Source organism: Bradyrhizobium lablabi, assembly GCF_001440475.1.
GTDB lineage: Bacteria > Pseudomonadota > Alphaproteobacteria > Rhizobiales > Xanthobacteraceae > Bradyrhizobium > Bradyrhizobium lablabi.
Genome location: NZ_LLYB01000125.1, coordinates 42,216 through 60,387, shown reverse-complemented (window position 1 = coordinate 60,387; position 18,172 = coordinate 42,216). Strand labels below are relative to the sequence as shown.

The 18,172-nt window shown below is 63.6% G+C and carries 14 protein-coding genes; 8 read left to right on the top strand and 6 right to left on the bottom strand.

Features of this window, described 5'->3' with window-relative positions; genetic code table 11:
* Positions 1–248: 248 nt before the first annotated feature.
* Together CQ14_RS35705 and CQ14_RS35700 are read left to right on the top strand one after the other, a co-directional pair.
* Positions 249–1,283: a glycoside hydrolase family 16 protein gene (locus CQ14_RS35705; RefSeq protein WP_245320773.1), complete on the top strand. Its 1,035-nt coding sequence runs from the start codon at positions 249–251 to the stop codon at positions 1,281–1,283.
* Between the two features lie 12 nt (positions 1,284–1,295).
* Positions 1,296–2,759, top strand: a complete 1,464-nt coding sequence (locus tag CQ14_RS35700; protein WP_057862434.1) for a GH1 family beta-glucosidase — start codon at positions 1,296–1,298, stop codon at positions 2,757–2,759.
* A 6-nt stretch (positions 2,760–2,765) separates the two neighbouring features.
* Here CQ14_RS35700 and CQ14_RS35695 read toward each other — a convergent pair whose 3' ends face one another.
* Positions 2,766–3,008 carry a hypothetical protein gene (locus CQ14_RS35695; RefSeq protein ID WP_057862433.1) on the bottom strand — a complete coding sequence of 81 codons (243 nt, stop codon included), beginning with the start codon at positions 3,006–3,008 and terminating at the stop codon, positions 2,766–2,768.
* A gap of 98 nt (positions 3,009–3,106) precedes the next feature.
* Here CQ14_RS35695 and CQ14_RS35690 point away from each other — a divergent pair, with 98 nt between their 5' ends.
* The 4 genes from CQ14_RS35690 to CQ14_RS35675 all read left to right on the top strand — a co-directional run bounded on the left by CQ14_RS35690 (position 3,107) and on the right by CQ14_RS35675 (position 7,933).
* Complete coding sequence (locus tag CQ14_RS35690) at positions 3,107–3,427, top strand: helix-turn-helix domain-containing protein (RefSeq protein ID WP_057862432.1); 321 nt, start codon at positions 3,107–3,109, stop codon at positions 3,425–3,427.
* Positions 3,428–3,649: 222 nt separating this feature from the next.
* Positions 3,650–4,375, top strand: a complete 726-nt coding sequence (locus CQ14_RS35685) for an outer membrane protein (RefSeq protein WP_057862431.1) — start codon at positions 3,650–3,652, stop codon at positions 4,373–4,375.
* A gap of 222 nt (positions 4,376–4,597) precedes the next feature.
* Entirely contained in the window at positions 4,598–6,724 is a 2,127-nt protein-coding gene (locus CQ14_RS35680) for a methyl-accepting chemotaxis protein (RefSeq protein ID WP_057862430.1), read from the top strand.
* A 147-nt stretch (positions 6,725–6,871) separates the two neighbouring features.
* On the top strand, positions 6,872–7,933 hold the full coding sequence (locus CQ14_RS35675) for an MBL fold metallo-hydrolase (protein WP_057862429.1): 1,062 nt from the start codon (positions 6,872–6,874) through the stop codon (positions 7,931–7,933).
* 16 nt (positions 7,934–7,949) lie between these two features.
* Here the strand turns inward: CQ14_RS35675 and CQ14_RS35670 are convergent, their stop codons facing one another.
* On the bottom strand, positions 7,950–9,266 hold the full coding sequence (locus CQ14_RS35670) for a heterodisulfide reductase-related iron-sulfur binding cluster (RefSeq protein WP_245320771.1): 1,317 nt from the start codon (positions 9,264–9,266) through the stop codon (positions 7,950–7,952).
* 363 nt (positions 9,267–9,629) lie between these two features.
* On the opposite strand from CQ14_RS35670, the gene hemA reads away from it, so the two are divergent.
* Complete coding sequence (gene hemA, locus CQ14_RS35665; RefSeq protein WP_057862427.1) at positions 9,630–10,859, top strand: 5-aminolevulinate synthase; 1,230 nt, start codon at positions 9,630–9,632, stop codon at positions 10,857–10,859.
* Between the two features lie 119 nt (positions 10,860–10,978).
* Positions 10,979–14,483: PAS domain-containing hybrid sensor histidine kinase/response regulator (locus CQ14_RS35660; RefSeq protein ID WP_156435808.1), on the top strand; the 3,505-nt coding region annotated here is incomplete at its 5' end.
* Between the two features lie 28 nt (positions 14,484–14,511).
* Here the strand turns inward: CQ14_RS35660 and CQ14_RS35655 are convergent.
* Genes CQ14_RS35655 through CQ14_RS35645 form a run of 4 tightly spaced genes read right to left on the bottom strand, consistent with a single transcriptional unit; the run spans position 14,512 to position 18,090 of the window.
* Positions 14,512–16,536 carry a DUF3857 domain-containing transglutaminase family protein gene (locus CQ14_RS35655; RefSeq protein ID WP_199805699.1) on the bottom strand — a complete coding sequence of 675 codons (2,025 nt, stop codon included), beginning with the start codon at positions 16,534–16,536 and terminating at the stop codon, positions 14,512–14,514.
* Positions 16,533–16,736: a hypothetical protein gene (locus CQ14_RS45020; protein ID WP_199805698.1), complete on the bottom strand. Its 204-nt coding sequence runs from the start codon at positions 16,734–16,736 to the stop codon at positions 16,533–16,535. Before CQ14_RS45020 ends, CQ14_RS35655 begins: the two co-directional genes overlap by 4 nt.
* Positions 16,737–17,408: an HAD family hydrolase gene (locus CQ14_RS35650; RefSeq protein ID WP_057862424.1), complete on the bottom strand. Its 672-nt coding sequence runs from the start codon at positions 17,406–17,408 to the stop codon at positions 16,737–16,739.
* 7 nt (positions 17,409–17,415) lie between these two features.
* Positions 17,416–18,090: a response regulator gene (locus CQ14_RS35645; RefSeq protein ID WP_057862598.1), complete on the bottom strand. Its 675-nt coding sequence runs from the start codon at positions 18,088–18,090 to the stop codon at positions 17,416–17,418.
* Positions 18,091–18,172: the final 82 nt, after the last annotated feature.

Genomic DNA, 18,172 nt, shown 5'->3' with positions numbered 1-18,172 from the left:
ACGAATATTAAAGAATTCGTCCCTCGGCGCAGAAGAACAGAAAAGAAAAATTGAACAATCCTGCCAGCGTTGNCGGAACACCGAGCCCACCCTCGGCGCCATCGGCATCAGGCAGTTTCAGCGTANNNCCGCATTGTTGGACATCGGGGCTACCTTGCCGTTAAGCGGCTACCTCGTATAACTACGTACCCCAAATGAGGCATGCGCGCAGGTTCGACCTCAAAAGACAGAGATCGAGGACATCGTCGGTGAGTGATCTGTCGTCTCGAAACAATTCGGGAACCGAAAGATCGACGCTGTGTGCCCTGGTCTCGGTCGGCTGTGTCTCGGTCGGCTGTCTGTTTGCCGCCAGCCCGGCATTCGCGCAGGCCGATCTCGCCGGCGCGACCGCCAAGCTCACGCTGCAGGTCGCAACCGCCATCCTCGGCGAAAAATGCCGCCGCGTCGAGGCGCCGAACCCCGTATCCTTCGCAGCGGTAGCGCTGCACCGGACCTTTCACGACGATTTCGACGCGCATCCGCTAGCGGACGGCAGATGGGCGTCTTACTACGCCGGCGGCGCGGCCTGGCCGGAAGCGCGTTACTGGGGTGGCGAGGGTTCCGATTTCAGGCGCAAGACCAGCTATAATGGCGAACAGCAGATCTATGTCGATCCGCGTTATGGCGGGCGCGAAACAAAGCCGCTCGGCCTCGATCCGTTCAAGGTCAGCGACGGCATTCTCTCGATCACGGCCAGCCGCACCCCGCCGGCGCTGAAGGCCGTGCTGTTCAACAATGAGTATGTGTCAGGCATTCTCACGACGCAGAGCAGGTTTTCGCAAAAGTATGGATATTTCGAAATCCGCGCCAAGGTGCCGGTCGGCACCGGCGTGTGGCCAGCGTTCTGGATGCTCGCCGACGACGGCGGCTGGCCGCCCGAAGTGGACATCATGGAGGGCCGCGGGCAACGGCCCGGCGACATCGTAATGACGACGCATTGGCGGAGACCGGAGACGCAGCGCGTGGAGCGCTGCGGGTTTGACTTCGTCGTGCCGGACGCTGCGACCACGTTCCACGACTACGGCGTACTCTGGCAGCCGGACCGCATCACCTATTTCATCGACCGACAGCCGGTCTCCGAGATCAAGGTCCCGGTCGGCTTCCACGAACCCATGTACATGATCGTGAACCTTGCGATGGGCTCGAAGACACTCGAGGGCGTGGGCTTCGTCGACGGCGAATCTCCCAACATTGTCGCCTTCGAGATCGACCGGGTATCCGCCTATCAAATCGACGAACGCTGACCGGAGACAATAATGTTCGGAAAATTCTCGCGCCGGCATTTTGCAAAGCTGGCGGGCCTGTCCGCCCTCGGCATGGCGGCGCGTCCGGCTGAAGCCGCCGCGCAAGCAGCCGCCGACGGCCCTAAGCCGGCGAGTTTTCCGAAGGACTTCGTGTGGGGCACCGCCACCTCGTCCTATCAGATCGAGGGCGCCGTCAACGAAGACGGCCGCGGCCGCTCGATCTGGGACACGTTTTCCCACACACCCGGCAAGATCGAGGACGGCACCACCGGCGACCGCGCCAACGAGCACTACCACCGCTACAAGGAAGACATCGCCCTGATCCGGGAAGTGGGCGCAAAAGCCTACCGGTTTTCGATCGCATGGCCGCGGATATTTCCCGAAGGAACCGGCAAGCCGAATCCAAAGGGCCTCGACTTCTACGATCGCCTCGTCGACGAACTGCTCCGGCAGGGCATCGATCCCTACGCCACCCTCTACCATTGGGATCTGCCGCAGGTGCTCGAGGACAAGGTCGGCGGCTGGCGGTCCAGCGAAACGTCAAAGGCATTCGGCGATTATGCCGGCCACGTGGCGGCGCGCTTGTCCGATCGCGTCAACTCGATCTTCACGATCAACGAGGCCGGAAGGTTCGTGAATTTCGGCTATGGCTGGGGCATCGACGCCCCCGGCCTCAAACTGCCGGATGCCGACGTCAATCAGGTCCGCCACCATGTGGCGCTGGCGCATGGCCTTGCCGTGCAGGCGATCCGCGCGCACGGACGCAAGGGCACCAGGGTGGGGCCGGCGGAAAACATCGCCGCCTGCGTGCCGGCGTTCGACACGCCGGAAAATGTCCGCGCCGCCGAGATCGCGACGCGCGAACTGAACTCGGGCTTCCTCGGCGTCATCCTGGAAGGCAAATACACCGACGGCTTCCTGCAGTTCGCCGGCAAGAACGCGCCGAAATTCACCGATGCCGAATTGAAGATCATCTCGCAGCCGAACGATTTCGTCGGCCTCAACATCTACGCACCGCAATTCTATATCGCGGCCTCCGACAAGGCGCCTGGCTGGAGCGTGCTGCCGTTCCCGGCCTCGTTCCCGCACATGAATTCGGAATGGCTGCGCGTCGGCCCGGAGACGATCTACTGGGCGCCGCGGCTGGCGGCGAAGGTCTGGAACATCGAGACGATCTACATCAGCGAGAACGGCACCTCGTCGGAAGACAAGCTTCACGCCGACGGCCAGGTCTACGACCTCGATCGCATCATGTACCTGCGCAACTACTTGCGGCAATTGCAGCGCGCGACGTCGGAGGGCGTGCCGGTGCGCGGCTATTTCCTCTGGAGCCTGATGGACAATTTTGAATGGATATTCGGCTACGAGAAGCGCTTCGGGCTGTATCACGTCGATTTCGCCACGCAGCGCCGAACGCCGAAACTCAGCGCCGCCTTCTATCGCGACGTGGTGGCGCGGAATGCAATCGGCGTCTGAGCGGCGTCACTCCTGTCCATACCGCGCGGCCTGCCGCAACGGTGTCAGGACTTCAGGCGTGGAGCGCTGCTCGAGGTCGGTTGCCACAGTCGTGACCGGTTGCTGCGCGACCTTGCGTGACGATTCGTGACCTAGAAATACACCGGCAGCCGTGATCATCAGCACGACATAAAGTACGAACATGCCGCCGACCCACTGCCAGTAAAGCCGGCGGTGGTCGGGTGTCAGGCTTTCGAGTAATCGACGCATGGTTTGCCTCCTCGCAGAACCAGTGCGCTGCGTATACGCCTCAAGTTACAAGCGGTGTGTGACGTAGTTCACAGATGTCAATTTGAAGCGGAGAACCCGTGACCGGAGCCGAACTGAAGAAACTGCGCGCCCATCTCGGCGAGGCCATCGGCCGGCCGCTGTCGGTGGCCGACATGGCCAAGCTGTGCGGGCTGCCGGCCACTGACGGCGCCGACACCATCCGCAAATGGGAGGTCACCGGTCCGACCGGACCGGTCGCGGAACTGCTGCGCATCCTGGCGATGGCCAGCGACCGCTATCCGATCCTAGAAATGTTCAACGTGTTCGACCGCCACGACGTGCCGGTGAAAGACCGCCCGGCGCGCCGGCAGGCCTTCCGCGAGCAGATGCGCGGCGACGTGCGCCGCCGCATTGGTTAAGCAGAGCTTAACCCCGAGCGGTGGGGAGTTACCGAAATTAAGCCTTCGCTAACCTTTGATTAGGCCTTCATTAAGTACAAAAAACGTTTGTCGGCCAATGGGTTGGGTTACAGGCCGCTGTCACCTCGGAGTGACAGCATTTTAGATAAATGCAGTCTAAGTGCGTGGCCATGTGATGCCCCGCACGAGGGTGTCGCCGAACGGTTTTCGGAGACCAACACCATGAAGAAGATCCTCGCCGCCCTCGTGGCCTTCGCCGCCCTCACCGCCGCCGCGCCCGCCCTCGGCGCCGATCTCGGCGGGCGCTCCTACTACAAGACGCCCCCCGCCTATGCAGCCCCGCTCTATAACTGGACCGGCTTCTACCTCGGCGCCCATATCGGCGGCGCCTTTACCAGCGGCAACGATTTCAACGGCACGGTGCTCAGCGATTCCCGCGCCCGCCTGCTCGGCGGCGTTCAGGCCGGCCTCGACTGGCAGTTCGCGCCGAACTGGGTGCTCGGCACCGAGGGCCAGTATTCCTGGCTCGGCAAGAACAACCTCACCGCCACCTTCCCCGGCGGCTACGTCTACACCAACGATCAGCGCGGCCTCGGCTCGATCACGGCCCGCTTCGGCTACACCTGGGGTCCGGGCCTAGTCTACGTCAAAGGCGGTTATGCCTATTCCGACAACAGCGAGCGGGTGACGCTTGGCGGCGTACCGATCGCCTTCCTGCTCGATGGTAACCACAGCAACGGCTGGACCGTCGGCGCCGGCCTCGAATACATGGTCGCCCCGAACTGGTCGGTCAAAGGCGAGTACATGTATTACGATTTCGGCAGCACCCGCTTCGTGAGCCCGACAGCGCTGGCGCCGTTCGGAAGCTTCCACAATGACGACCACACGCTGAAGCTCGGCGTCAATTATCGCTTCAACTTCGCAAGCCCGGTGGTCGCAAACTACTGAGCGCTTTCAACCGCGAATTGCAGAAGGCCGGCTTTCAAGCCGGCCTTTTTGTTTTTGCTCTACGCCTTTGGGTTTTCCGGTACGCGGAAAACCCGCAGAAAAACGCCGCACGGATAAAATTATGGCGAAAAAGGCTTCGTTTTTCCAAACTTGTTAACCGGGTATCGCGATACTGCCGCGCCAGGAAACATCCCAAGGTAGCGTGGACGGGGCAGCGGGCAGATGGCGGTACAATCGAAACTGCGAGACAAGGGTTTTCGCTTCGGCGTCAGGGGCAGTCTGTTTGCTGCATTCGCCGTCATCGCCGGCATGGCGATCGTCATCTCGGCCGGCGCCGGCCTGATGCTAGGGCGGCTCGGCGGGACCATGGTCGACTTGAGCGCACGCGACATTCCCCGCCTCGCCGCCAGCCTGCAACTTTCGGCGCAGAGCGCGAGCCTCGCCAGCCAGGGGCCGGCGGTGCTGGCCGCGCGCAGCGAACAGGCGCTGAGCGATCGCACCCGGAAAATGAAGGAGACCCAGACGGTCGCGCTGCAGAAGCTCGGCGAGATCGTCGAACTCGGCGCCGACAAGGCAGTGGTTGCCGCACTCACCGAGAACATGAAGAACATCGACGAGGTGATCAAGAGCCTAGGCGCGGCCGCGCAGGAGCGGCTCGAACTGGCCGCCCAGCACGAAAGACTGTACGAGGCGGTGCGCAAGGCGCAACGGCGCTTCATTTCCGCCGCCGGCCCCGCCGCAATCGATGCCCAGACCGAACTCTACAGCATCTACGCCGCACCCAGCTTCTCCCAGGCCGACGCCATCAAGGCCCACAAGACGGCCGATCAGCTCGCCGACATCGCCGCCAGCGGCAATATGATGGCATTCGACATGATCGCGGCGCTGTCGGCGACCAACGGCGATACGCTGGAGACCATCGGCAGGGAATTCCGCACCGCGCAGGCGCGCGTGAAGGCCAATGCCGAGCAGTTGCCGAAGACCACCGCGATGAATTTGGTCCGGCAGGCGACCCTGGACCTGCTGGCGCTTGCCGAGGGCAAGACCGGCATCTTCAAGGTCCGCCAGCAGGAGCTGGACGCTGACGATTACGGCCAGACCATTCTGGAGGAAACCCGCAAGCTCAATGTCGGCCTCGGCATTAGCGTGCAGCAACTGGTCGACGCCGTGCAGAAGGAAACCGACGCCGCGGCCTGGCAGGCGCGTCAGGAGATCTCGTTCGGGACCATGGTCATGCTTGCCCTCGGCATTGGGACGCTGGTCGGTTCGGTGCTGTTCGTCTGGCTCTATGTCGGCCGCAACATCCTGCGGCGGATCAGCAATCTGCAGCGCTCGATGCAACTGCTGTCCAGCGGCGATCTCGAAACGCAGGCCTATCAGACCCACCACCAGGACGAGATCGGCGTCATGGCGGATTCGCTGCAGGTGTTTCGCGAGAGCATGATCCAGAGCCGCGCACTGTCCGCCGAACAGGACAAGGACCGCATCGCCAAGAGCGAGCGCGCCAACCGCATGGAAGCCCGCATCGTCGAGTTCGAAACCACCGTTCGCACGGCGCTCGACAGCCTGCAGACTGCGGCGGGCTCGATGCAGTCGACCGCGCAGAGCATGTCGGCGACCGCCGATCAATCCAGCGCGCTGGTGACCGCGGTGGCCACCGCCGCCGAGCAGACCTCGGCCAATGTGCAGACCGTGTCGTCGGGCACCGAGGAACTGTCCTCCTCGATCGAGGAGATCGGCCGTCAGGTCATCACCTCGTCGGAGATCGCCCGCAAGGCAGTCCTGGACGCCGGTGCCACCGACGCCACGATGCAGGGACTTGCGGACAATGCGGCGCGGATCAGCGTCGTGGTCGATCTGATTCAGACCATTGCCTCGCAGACCAACCTTCTGGCGCTCAACGCCACCATCGAAGCGGCGCGCGCCGGCGATGCCGGCCGCGGCTTCGCGGTGGTCGCATCCGAAGTGAAGAGCCTCGCCAACCAGACCGCAAAGGCCACCGACGAGATCCGCCAGCAGATCGTCAGCATGCAGACGGTGACGGAGAGCGCGGTGTCCGCGATCCGCAACATCAGCAGCACGATCGCCGAGATCAACGAGGTGACGACAGCGATTGCGGCCGCGGTCGAGGAACAGGGTGCGGCGACGCGCGAGATCGCGCGCAACATCCAGCACGCCGCCGGCGGCACCAGCGAGGTTTCCAACAACATCGTCGGCGTCTCCAGCGCCTCGGCGCAGGCCGAAACCGCCGCCGACGAGGTTCTGACCGCCTCCGACGCGCTGCGCCGCGAGGCCGACGTGCTGCGCGAGGAAATCGACGCGTTCCTGTCGAATATCCGGGCGGCGTAGCCACAAACGCCGTCATTCCGGGATGGTGCGCCAGGACCAGACCCGGAATCTCGAGATTCCGGGTCTGGTCCTTCGGACCATCCCGGAATGACGGCCAAGCACTTTTTTCGGCTAGCGCGGGGCCGCCTCTACCGCTAAGCCGATAGCATGCATTCGAAATCCGATACGGTGCAGTCCTCGGCCGAGGCACTGCGATACCCCTGGGAAAATCACCCCGGCCACGACCAGGTCGTCGAGGTGGTGCCCGGCGTGCTCTGGGTCCGCCTCAAGCTGCCGTTCCGGCTCAACCACGTGAACATCTACCTGCTGGCCGATGGTGACGGCTGGGCGATGGTCGATTCCGGCTTCGGCAACGAGGAGTCCATCGCGGCCTGGACCACGTTGTTCGAGGGTCCGCTGCGGCATGTGAAGGTCACGCGGCTGATCGTCACCCATTCGCATCCCGATCACGTCGGCCTTGCGGGGTGGATCACCGAGCGCTTCGACTGCCCGCTGCAGATGTCGCAGGTCGAATATCTGCAATCGGTCTATCACCAGAACCGCGGCACCGAGGAGCGGCGCAACGCGCAGCGGCTGTTCTTCCGCCGCCACGGCATGGACGAAACGCTGACCGACAAGCTGCTTGGCCGGGGCCAGGATTATCTGAAGCGGGTCTCGGTGCTGCCGCCGTCCTATCACCGCATCTCGCATGGCGACGAGGTCGTGATCGGCACACGGCGCTTCAAGGTGATCACCGGCGGCGGACATGCGCTCGACCAGGTGATGCTGTATTGCGCCGCCGACAAGCTGTTCCTCTCCGCCGACCAGGTGCTGAGCAAGATTTCGCCCAATGTCAGCGTCTGGGCGGTCGAGCCCGACCAGAACTCGCTCGGCGAGTATCTCGCCTCGCTCGCCAGCCTCACTACCACGCTGCCCTACGACGTGATGGTGCTGCCCGGCCATGGCGTGCCGTTCTACGGGCTGAAGACCCGCATCAAGCAGCTCGCCGACCACCATGAGGATCGCTGCCGCCTGATCGCCGAGGCCTGCCGCGAAGTCCCGCAGACCTCCAAGGAACTGGTGCCGGTCGTGTTCCACAAGCACGTGCTGGACGAGCACCAGATGGGTTTTGCAGCGGGCGAGCTGGTCGCGCATGTCAATTACATGCTGGTCGAGGGTCGGCTGACCTGTGAGGTCACGGACGGGATATTGCGGTTCCGGACCACCTGACGCCGGAAGCCGGAGGCTATTTCAGCGGCAGCGGCTGGTCCGCGAGCATCCCCTTGGCGATGACGCCGCGGGCGGCGGCGACATCCAGCGAATGTTGCACGATCAGGTCCTGGCAGTCAGCGACGATCCGGTCGGCGTCCTGCATCAGCTTGAGCTCCTTGTAGCGGTCATGGCGGTGCAGGCCCATGCTTGCGCCGACGACTTCGAGCACGTTGATGATGCGGAACGGCCAGTCGCGTTCGTGCGCGCATAATTCGCGATGATCGGAATGATAGACGGCGACCAGCGCGTCAACGCCGGCATCGGAGGCGGCCCGAAGCTCATTCCGTTGCAGTTCACGCTTGAACTCGGGCAGGACCTTGAGATTGTTGCTCTGCAGGCCGACCGCTGGTTGCTGCAACTCGACGAGCTCGATGCCGGGGATCGCTTGCAGGATTTCTGCGGCGGCTTCCATGACGCCAGCCACGCCAGGATGCCGGTGCAGCGCGACCTGCATCTTGACCTCGCCGCGCAACAGCGGAGTCAGCTGAGTCATCCGCTCCCGGAGAAACAGCAGGAACGGCGTCATCTCGAACGGCCGCGCGCCGCTTTGTCGCTCGATAGCCGGAATGGTCGTCTCGGTGAACTGAACGTAACAGCTCGGACACCAGGAGATCACCTGGCCGGATTTCGAGTGCGACATCTTCTCGATCGAGTTTGAGCCCATGCGGCCGGACATCTCGACGTCGCCGTTCCTGAACTGTTTGATGCCGCAGCAATGGCTCGGCCCGCCCATCACTTGATACGTCACGCCGAGCGCATCCATGATATCGAGGGCAAGCAGCGCGATATGCGGCGTCTTCAGTACATTGCAGCCGGTGTAGAACACGAAGTCCGGCGCCTCGGCCGGTGCGGTGGCCGAGGCTGATTTCTGGCCGAGCCGCTCCAGCACCTCGCGATCGAGCTGCAACTGCGACAGCATGGTCGCATCGCGGCTGTCGTCGCGAAATAGCGTCAGGGCCCGGCGGCGCCGTTCGGGCAGTTCACTCTGGCGCTTGGCCATGGCGACGTTCGTCATGGCAAGCAGGAAACGCGGATTGACGCCGTAGTCGCACGCCTTGATGCACTCGCCGCTCAGCATGCAGGCGGCCGCCCATTTGCGCGATGCCTCGGGGCCGTCACCCCCGCGCAGGATGTCGAGGATGCCGCCGATGATGTCCCTGGAACTCGCGTCTGCGATCCCCGCGGGGGCCACGCTTGGGCAGGCTTCGACGCATTTGCCGCAGCGCGTGCACGCGTCGAGCATCTCGTCGACGCGATTGGCCAGCGCCGTCTCGAAAGAGGTGTCGCTCATCCGCCGCGGCTCCGCCATTAGCCCATCGACATGGGAACCATAGCCCAAGGTCGGTCAAAACAGATATGCGAAAACCAACGGGGCTGGCCATCAACGGCGATCCGGGCTGGGCGGGCGTGCTTGGCCTAAAGCAGCGGTCTGTGGTCGGAATGCATGGAGGAGCGTGCCGCCGTGCATGCCTGCCGGTCCCCGCGATACCGAGAACGTAAATCCAACCTAGCGCCTTGATCCCGATCAACATTTGCGCCGGCTAAGTAGCATCCCGGAGCCGCGCTCAAATGTGGGATTTCGCATGGACAGCAAAGCTGGAAAGGCTCTAAAAAGGCCCGAGCCAATCCGGCCGGTTCCGTTCCAGGTCTTGTGATGGATTACAGCAAATTTTTCCAAACCGCCCTCAACCGCCTGCATGACGAGCGGCGCTACCGCGTTTTCGCCGATCTCGAGCGGATCGCCGGCCGTTTCCCGCATGCAGTCTGGCACTCGCCGAAGGGCAAGCGCGATGTCGTGATCTGGTGCTCGAACGATTATCTCGGCATGGGCCAGCATCCCAAGGTGGTCGGCGCCATGGTGGAGACCGCGACGCGTGTCGGCACCGGCGCGGGCGGTACCCGCAACATCGCCGGCACCCATCACCCGCTGGTGCAGCTCGAACAGGAACTGGCCGATTTGCACGGCAAGGAAGCCTCGCTGCTGTTCACCTCGGGCTATGTCTCGAACCAGACCGGGATCTCGACGATCGCAAAGCTCATCCCGAACTGCCTGATCCTGTCTGACGCGCTGAACCACAATTCGATGATCGAAGGCGTTCGCCAGGCCGGCTGCGAGCGGCAGATCTTCCGCCACAACGACCTCGCGCATCTCGAAGAACTTTTGATCGCGGCAGGTCCTGACAGGCCCAAGCTGATCGCCTGCGAGAGCCTCTACTCTATGGACGGCGACGTCGCGCCGCTCGCAAAGATCTGCGATCTCGCCGAGAAGTACGGCGCCATGACCTATGTCGACGAGGTCCATGCGGTCGGCATGTACGGCCCGCGCGGCGGCGGCATCGCCGAGCGTGACGGCGTCATGCATCGCATCGACGTGCTCGAGGGCACGCTGGCCAAGGCGTTCGGCTGCCTCGGCGGCTATATCGCTGCCAAGGCCGAGATCATCGACTCGATTCGTTCCTACGCGCCGGGCTTCATCTTCACCACCGCGCTGCCGCCGGCGATCTGCTCGGCCGCGGCGGCCGCGATCCGCCACCTGAAGGCCTCGAACTGGGAACGCGAGCGTCACCAGGACCGCGCGGCCCGGGTCAAGGCGATCCTCAACGCCGCCGGCCTGCCCGTGATGTCGAACGATACCCACATCGTGCCGCTGTTCGTCGGCGATCCCGAGAAGTGCAAGCAGGCGTCCGACCTCCTGCTCGAGGAGCACGGCATCTACATCCAGCCGATCAACTATCCGACGGTGGCCAAGGGCACCGAGCGCTTGAGGATCACGCCCTCGCCCTACCATGACGACGGCCTGATCGACGGGCTCGCCGAAGCGCTGCTGCAGGTCTGGGACCGCCTCGGCCTGCCCGTGAAGCAGAAATCGCTCGCGGCCGAGTAACCCTACCCCTGCTAATCCCGACGAATTGGGCCGGTAGCGCGGTGCGCTGCCGGCCCAAAGCGTTTNATACTCTCCTTACGGCTAAAGGCCGTGAAGGGAGATATGCAGCGATGCTGCANCGACTGGGGCGTAATCGCCGCCGCGTTCGCCTATATCGGATTGCTGTTCGTCGTCGCCAGCTATGGCGACCGCCTGTCGCCGAGCCAGCGCGGCCGCGCCAGCATGCTGATCTACCCGCTGTCGCTGGCGATCTACTGCACCTCCTGGACCTTCTTCGGTTCCGTTGGCTTCGCCACCCGCACCAGCGTCGACTTCCTCGCGATCTATGTCGGCCCGATCCTGATGATCGGGCTTTGCACGCGGCTTCTGCGGCGCGTGATCCATCTCGCCAAGTCGCAGAACATCACCTCGATCGCCGACTTCATCGCCGCCCGCTACGGCAAGAGCCAGGCGGTCGCCGGCACGGTGGCGATGATCGCGATCGTGGGTTCCGTGCCCTACATCGCGCTGCAGCTCAAGGCGGTGGCGTCGTCGCTGGAGACGATCCTCAGCGAGGACAAGGTGTTCTCCTCGATCCCGATCATCGGCGACATCGCACTGGTCGTGACCCTGGCGATGGCGGCATTCGCGGTGTTGTTCGGTACCCGCCAGAGCGACGCCACCGAGCACCAGCACGGCCTGATGCTGGCGGTCGCCACCGAATCCATCGTCAAGCTGGTGGCGTTTCTCGCCGTCGGAGCGTTCGTCACCTTCTGGATGTTCACGCCGGTCGAGCTGATCGAACGCGCGATGAAGACCCCGGAGGCGGTGCGCGCGATCGACTACGTGCCCTCGCTCGGCAATTTCCTCACCATGACGCTGCTGTCGTTCTGCGCGATCATGCTGCTGCCGCGGCAGTTCCACGTCAGCGTGGTCGAGAACTCCAGCCCCGAGGAGGTCAGCCGCGCCCGCTGGCTGTTCCCGCTCTATCTGGTCGCCATCAACCTGTTCGTGATTCCGATCGCGCTCGCCGGCCTCGTTACCTTCCCGTTCGGCGCCGTGGACAGCGACATGTACGTATTGGCCCTGCCGATCGAGGCGGATGCCCCGCTGCTCAGCATTGCCGTCTTCGTCGGCGGCCTGTCGGCCGCGACCGCGATGGTGATCGTGGAATGCGTCGCGCTCTCCATCATGGTCTCCAACGACATCATCCTGCCGCTGGTGCTGCAGCGCGGTCCCGCGACGCGCGACGGCAGCAAGGATTTCGGCGACTTCCTGCTCAGTATTCGGCGCTTTGCGATCTTCGCCATCATGGCGATGGCGTATTTCTACTATCGCGCGCTCGGCAATGCGCAACTGGCAGCGATCGGCCTCTTGTCGTTCGCAGCGCTTGCCCAGCTTGCGCCGGCCTTCTTCGGCGGCCTGTTCTGGCGCCAGGGAACGGCACGCGGCGCCATGACCGGCATGCTGGTCGGCTTTGCCGTGTGGGCCTATACGCTGTTCCTGCCGAGCTTTCTGGAGGGCAATCCCACCGGCCTGCTGCTGTTGCAACACGGACCATTCGGCATCGAGGCGCTGCGTCCGCGGGCGCTGTTGGGCGCCGATCTGCCGCCGCTGATGCATGGCGTGCTCTGGTCGCTCTCGCTCAACATCCTGACCTACATCGTGATGTCGATCGCGCAGCGGCCGTCCTCGATCGAACGGCTGCAGGCGGACCTGTTCGTGCCGAACACGCTGACGCCGATCGCGCCGACATTCCGGCGCTGGCGGACGACCGTTACCGTGCATGACATCCAGAGCACGGTGGTGCAATATCTCGGCCCCGAGCGCGCTGCGCAGGCCTTCGATAAATTTGCCGCCGATCATCCCGGCCATCTCGATCCGGCTGCGCCGGCCGATTTCGAGCTGCTGCAGTACGCCGAACGCCTGATCGCGTCCTCGATCGGGGCGGCGTCCTCGCGCCTGGTGATGTCGCTGTTGCTGCGCAAGCGCACCGTCTCCGCCAAGGCCGCGCTGAAGCTGCTCGACGATTCCCACGCCGCGCTGCATTTCAACCGCGAGATCCTGCAGACCGCGCTCAACCATGTGCGCCAGGGCATCGCGGTATTCGACGCCGACCTGCAACTGATTTGCTCGAACCGCCAGTTCGGCGAAATTCTCGCGCTGCCGCCGCAGCTCATGCAGCTCGGCATTCCCTTGCAGGAAATTCTCGAATTCATAGGCGCGATCAGCGCGTCCGGCGCCGGCGATCCCGGCGTGTTGCTGCATCGGCGTCTAAAGGCCTACACCACCGAGGGCGAGTCCTATCTGGAACGCCTGACCGACCGTCACATGGTGATCGAGGTTCGCTCCAACCGGATGCCGGGCGGCGGCGTGGTGATCACCTTCTCCGACGTCACCCCGAGCTTCGAGGCGGCTGAGGCGCTGGAGCGCGCCAATGCGACGCTGGAAAAGCGCGTGCGCGACCGCACCGAGGAACTGACGCGCCTGAACTCCGAACTGGCGCAGGCCAAGAGCACCGCCGAGGACGCCAATATCTCGAAGACGCGATTTCTGGCCGCGGCCAGCCACGACATCCTGCAGCCGCTCAATGCGGCGCGGCTGTATGTGACGAGCCTCGTCGAACGGCAGAACGGCGGCGAGGATTCCCGCCTGGTCGAGAACATCGACGACTCGCTGGAGGCGATCGAGGAAATCCTCGGCGCGCTGCTCGACATCTCGCGGCTCGATGCGGGGGCGATGACGACGGCCATCACCAGCTTCAAGATGGCCGACCTGATGCGCTCGCTCGAGATCGAGTTCGCGCCGATCGCGCGCGCCAAGGGGCTGGAGCTGACCTTCGTACCCTGCTCGCTGCCGGTGGAATCCGACCGGCTGCTGCTGCGCCGGCTGTTGCAGAATTTCATTTCCAACGCCATCAAATACACCCCGCGCGGGCGCGTGCTGGTCGGTTGCCGCCGCATCGGGCAGTCGCTGCGGATCGGCGTGTACGACACCGGCGTCGGCATCCCCGTCGGAAAGCGCGGCGAGATCTTCAAGGAATTCCACCGCCTCGAACAGGGCGCGCGGATCGCGCGCGGCCTCGGCCTCGGCCTTTCCATCGTCGAGCGGCTGGCGCGGGTGCTCAAGCACGGCATCGCGATCGACGCCAACGCCAGCGGCGGCTCGGTATTCTCGGTGACGGTCCCGATCGCCAAGGGAATCAACCATACCGCCGCCGTCACCAGCGCGACGCCGCTGTCGAAGACGCCGATGAGCGGCGCCCTGATCGTCTGCATCGAGAACGATCCTGCGATCCTCGACGGCATGAAGACGTTGCTGACCGCCTGGGACGCCGAGGTGATCGCGGTTGCCGACCCGGAAGCCGCGATCGCCGCGATCGAAGCTTCCGGCAACAGCGTGACCGGGCTGTTAGTCGACTATCATCTCGACCGCGGCAACGGCGTCGCCGCGATCCGCGAGATCCGCCGCCGCTTCGGCGAAAACATTCCAGCCATCCTGATCACCGCCGACCGCAGCCCGAACGTCCGCGCCGCCGCGCGCGAGGAAAACATCGCGATCCTCAACAAGCCGGTGAAGCCGGCCTCGCTACGTGCCCTGCTCGGCCAGTGGCGGGCGCAGCAGATGGTGGCAGCGGCAGAGTGACGGAGAAGATGCAATCCGCCGGCACGAACTAGCGCAGCACAAATACGATGACTTTCAAACCGATAATGAGCAGCCAGGCGATCCAGATCGCATGCCAGACATTGCGGATCCCGTTGAACAAACGTCCCTTGATTCCGATCCACGGACGTATCTTGCCGAACCGTTCACGCGCCCAAATGATCAACAGGTCTTCCTGGAGCTTCTTGGCGACGCCGTTGTAGGCTTCCGTTTCCTTGGCCGGCAGCATCCAGGCATCAACGGTCAATTCCCGGGAATTGGTAATCGTTCGCCCATCGACCCGAAAGCTGTCCGAGTACTGTACACAGGACGCTTCAAAGCGGCGCAACCAGCCATCGCCTTTCCAGCTACCCGGCATGTTGAGGCGAAGATAGCTCGTGAACTTTCGCGGACGCCCGAGATAGATCGCACTTTCGCGCTGCACTGGCGGCAGCGGTTGAAGCTCCCGACTGTGACCACTCGCGATGCCGAAGTCCAGACGCGATCCATCGTCGCCGGGCTTCCAGCAATCGGGAATTTCGTAACTTAACACCAGCGTGATGTTGTTGCTGGCCGTGTCGTCGCGCACCTCGATTGGCGATGTCTCCACGGCGCCTGGCCATAGGGACCGCATTTCCTTCAACGTCGCCTGCGAATACCCGCTCGTCCCTTCATTGGCGATGGCATTGCGGACCCCATCGGCAGCCCAGAATGAACAGTCGATCCGCCGCCGCAGAATTGCGGGCGAGTCCCGCCTTGGACCGAATGTTACCTCGTCTTCCTGGTGCAGGATATGCAGGGGCTCATCGCCGCCCATTTTTTCCAGATCGGTTGTTTCCGGTCGCAACACCAGCGCCCAACCGGCATGCGGCTGAAAGACATTTTGCAGAGTGCCTGACTGGACCGCCATCGTCGGATCGAGCCAGTAGCTGACTTCGTTCAAACGCAAGCGAACGATGCAATGATTGAAGGCGTCGGAACTGGGGATCATTTCATCGAGCGCAAACCCCTGCGTCGTCGAGACCAGCGCAGCGCACGCCTCCAGTCCCAGCCGTCGCGCGCCCGCTGCATAAAGCGTAGCCGCATCCTTGCAATCGCCAAAACGCGCGCTCCAGATCGCTTCGAGGGCGCGTGGCGTCAACCCGCCTTCACCCAGCGAGAAGGCAAAATACCGCAATTCCCGCTGCACGAACCGAAGCCACTCGATGGCTCGCTCGGCAGGATCCTGATGCGCCACGGCAAGACGATCGACCTCCGCGGCGAGTTCGTCGGGAAGACGATCACTTTCATAAAATGGCGCCAGGAGGCGAGCGACCTCATTCCAGCTCGCGAATTCGCTAAATTGCAGGGACGGATGCAGGATGGACCATGGAGGAGTAAGGGCCTCGGCCTCACGCCGGCGTTGTCCGACAATTTGCCAGCGTGAATCTTCCACGTCGGCATTTGTGGCGACGGCGCATTCCGGCGGGCCGTTATACTCCTTCATGAAGATGCGGCGCGCACGCGGCCGCACCAGCCTCTGGCGGGATTCGAACCAGGGATGGAAGCCATCGAACGTTGCCCATCCGACATATCGCCCGCCGAGCACCGGCACGCTTCCGTAGACGGTCACGCAGACTTCCACGATGTCGCCGATGCGCACGTCAGGAATCAGCAGCGACGCCGTCAACCGTCCGTCGAAGACGAGACGTTCCAGATTGGTCTCACGACGGAGTAGCTGGAAGACCTCCGGTTTTGCATGCTCGATGCGTTCGTTGCCGCGTATCACGCGGATAAAATGGACTTCGATGCGCTGGAATCCGGGATCGAACTCCGCGACGACATGCGCGACGCGCTCTGCTCCCTCTCGTGTCAGCACACGCTGGACGGTGCGGCAATGCCAGGCCTGCTCCGGCGAACACAGACTGACCTGGATGTCGTTGAGCAAGCGGCAGGAGCCGTTCGCGATGCAGGAAGCCTCTGCGTCCGGAATTTCCGAAGGATAAGGCTGGTGATCGACCCAATCAGGCAACGCCGCGCAAAGGACAAGGTCCTGCGCAATTCGCTCTAGCTTCACAACCCTGCCTCGACAAAGGTGACTATCCCGGAGGTTGTAACAAAAGCATCCCACATCGCAAAACAAATAGCTGCGGCGAAGAATAACGCGGGATTGTAAGTTGCCGGATCGCCACATTCCGAGCAGGGGCGCGGCGCATCTCTTGCGACGGAGCCAATCACCCCATCGAGCGCATCATCTCGCCGCAGATTCAGTGCCACTCACCAGTTCATGGTCGCGCCGACCAGTCTGATCAGATCGGGATCCTCAATGCTTTCGGCCGTGCAGACCGCCCCCTCAGCGGCCAGTTCGCCGTGGCCGAGGCTCGTTCGCATTCCAATCGTCGCGATGCCGGCGGCCGAAGCGGATTGAACGCCGGACCGGGAATCCTCGAATGCGAGCGACCGGTCGGGCGCGGCGCCCACGGCGCGTAAACCCTCCAGATATGGCAGCGGGTGCGGCTTTCCGTAGGGAAGCTCGTCGCCGATGATGACAGCCTTGAACCGCTGCATGATGCCGAGGCCGGAAAGCATCATTTCCGCGTTCAGCCGAGGCGCGTTGGTTACCGCCACCATCGGGACATCGGCGCGATCCGCCAGCGCAAGCAGGTTCATCAGACCGGCGACCGGTTTGATCTGCCCCGACGCGAGCTTGCGGAACGCTTCTTCCTTCTCCGCCATGATGGCCGCCTGGCGCTCCGGCGATTGGCCCGGCAAGAACCGTTCGCTGATCGAAATATTGGAGAACCCCATCAGCTCTTTCGAGGCGCGGTCGCGATCGAAGAAATGGCCATGGGGCGCGAACACCTGATTGAACGCTTGCAGGTGAAGCGCATCCGTATCAGCCAGCGTGCCGTCGATGTCGAACAGCAGCGCCCTTCCGGACCCGGACATGGCAGCGCTACCCCGTCGGCGTGCCCTGGCGCCACTGGCCGCCGGAGATCTTTGCCGCCGCGATCACGGCCTGGGTGCGACTTTCGACGCCGAGCTTCTGCAGGATCGCCGAGACGTGCGCCTTGATGGTCGCTTCGGAGACGCCGAGCTCGTAGGCGATCTGCTTGTTGAGCAGGCCCTCCGACAGCATCATCAGCACGCGCACCTGCTGCGGGGTCAGCGTGACCAGCCGGTCGCGCAGCCGCGCCATGTCGGGATCGTCGGCCGACGACAGGTCGGTGTCCGGCGGAACCCAGACATCGCCCTCCATCACCTTCATGATGGCGTCGCGCAGCGTTTCGACGCCGAAGCGCTTGGGGATGAAGCCCGAGGCGCCGAAATCCAGCGACCGCCGGATCGTGCCGGCATCGTCGCTGGCCGATACGATCACCACCGGGATCGCCGGATATTGCGCGCGCAGATAGATCAGGCCGGAGAAGCCCGATATCCCGGGCATGCTGAGGTCGAGCAGGATCAGGTCGACGTCGGAATCCCGCTCCAGCAGCGCGGTGAGATCGTCGAACGATCCGGCCTCGCTGATCGTGGCCGATGCCACGACGCTCGCCACCGCCTGCCGCAACGCATCGCGGAACAGCGGGTGGTCATCGGCGATAACGAGGTGGGTATTGGCAGCAGCAGTCATCTGATCCAGGCGCCGACAAAAGGTCGGAAAGCGGGCAACTCGTTGCTGATCGACAGCAATTTGATTGTCCACCGTCGGGGGG

Coding starts and splice junctions, on each gene's coding strand:
- CQ14_RS35695 (WP_057862433.1), bottom strand. CDS start 3,008: ATGCGTCGATTACTCGAAAGCCTGACACCCGACCACCGCCGGCTTTAC.
- CQ14_RS35670 (WP_245320771.1), bottom strand. CDS start 9,266: ATGAGCGACACCTCTTTCGAGACGGCGCTGGCCAATCGCGTCGACGAG.
- CQ14_RS35675 (WP_057862429.1), top strand. CDS start 6,872: ATGCATTCGAAATCCGATACGGTGCAGTCCTCGGCCGAGGCACTGCGA.
- CQ14_RS35645 (WP_057862598.1), bottom strand. CDS start 18,090: ATGACTGCTGCTGCCAATACCCACCTCGTTATCGCCGATGACCACCCG.
- CQ14_RS35700 (WP_057862434.1), top strand. CDS start 1,296: ATGTTCGGAAAATTCTCGCGCCGGCATTTTGCAAAGCTGGCGGGCCTG.
- CQ14_RS35680 (WP_057862430.1), top strand. CDS start 4,598: ATGGCGGTACAATCGAAACTGCGAGACAAGGGTTTTCGCTTCGGCGTC.
- hemA (WP_057862427.1), top strand. CDS start 9,630: ATGGATTACAGCAAATTTTTCCAAACCGCCCTCAACCGCCTGCATGAC.
- CQ14_RS35685 (WP_057862431.1), top strand. CDS start 3,650: ATGAAGAAGATCCTCGCCGCCCTCGTGGCCTTCGCCGCCCTCACCGCC.
- CQ14_RS35650 (WP_057862424.1), bottom strand. CDS start 17,408: ATGTCCGGGTCCGGAAGGGCGCTGCTGTTCGACATCGACGGCACGCTG.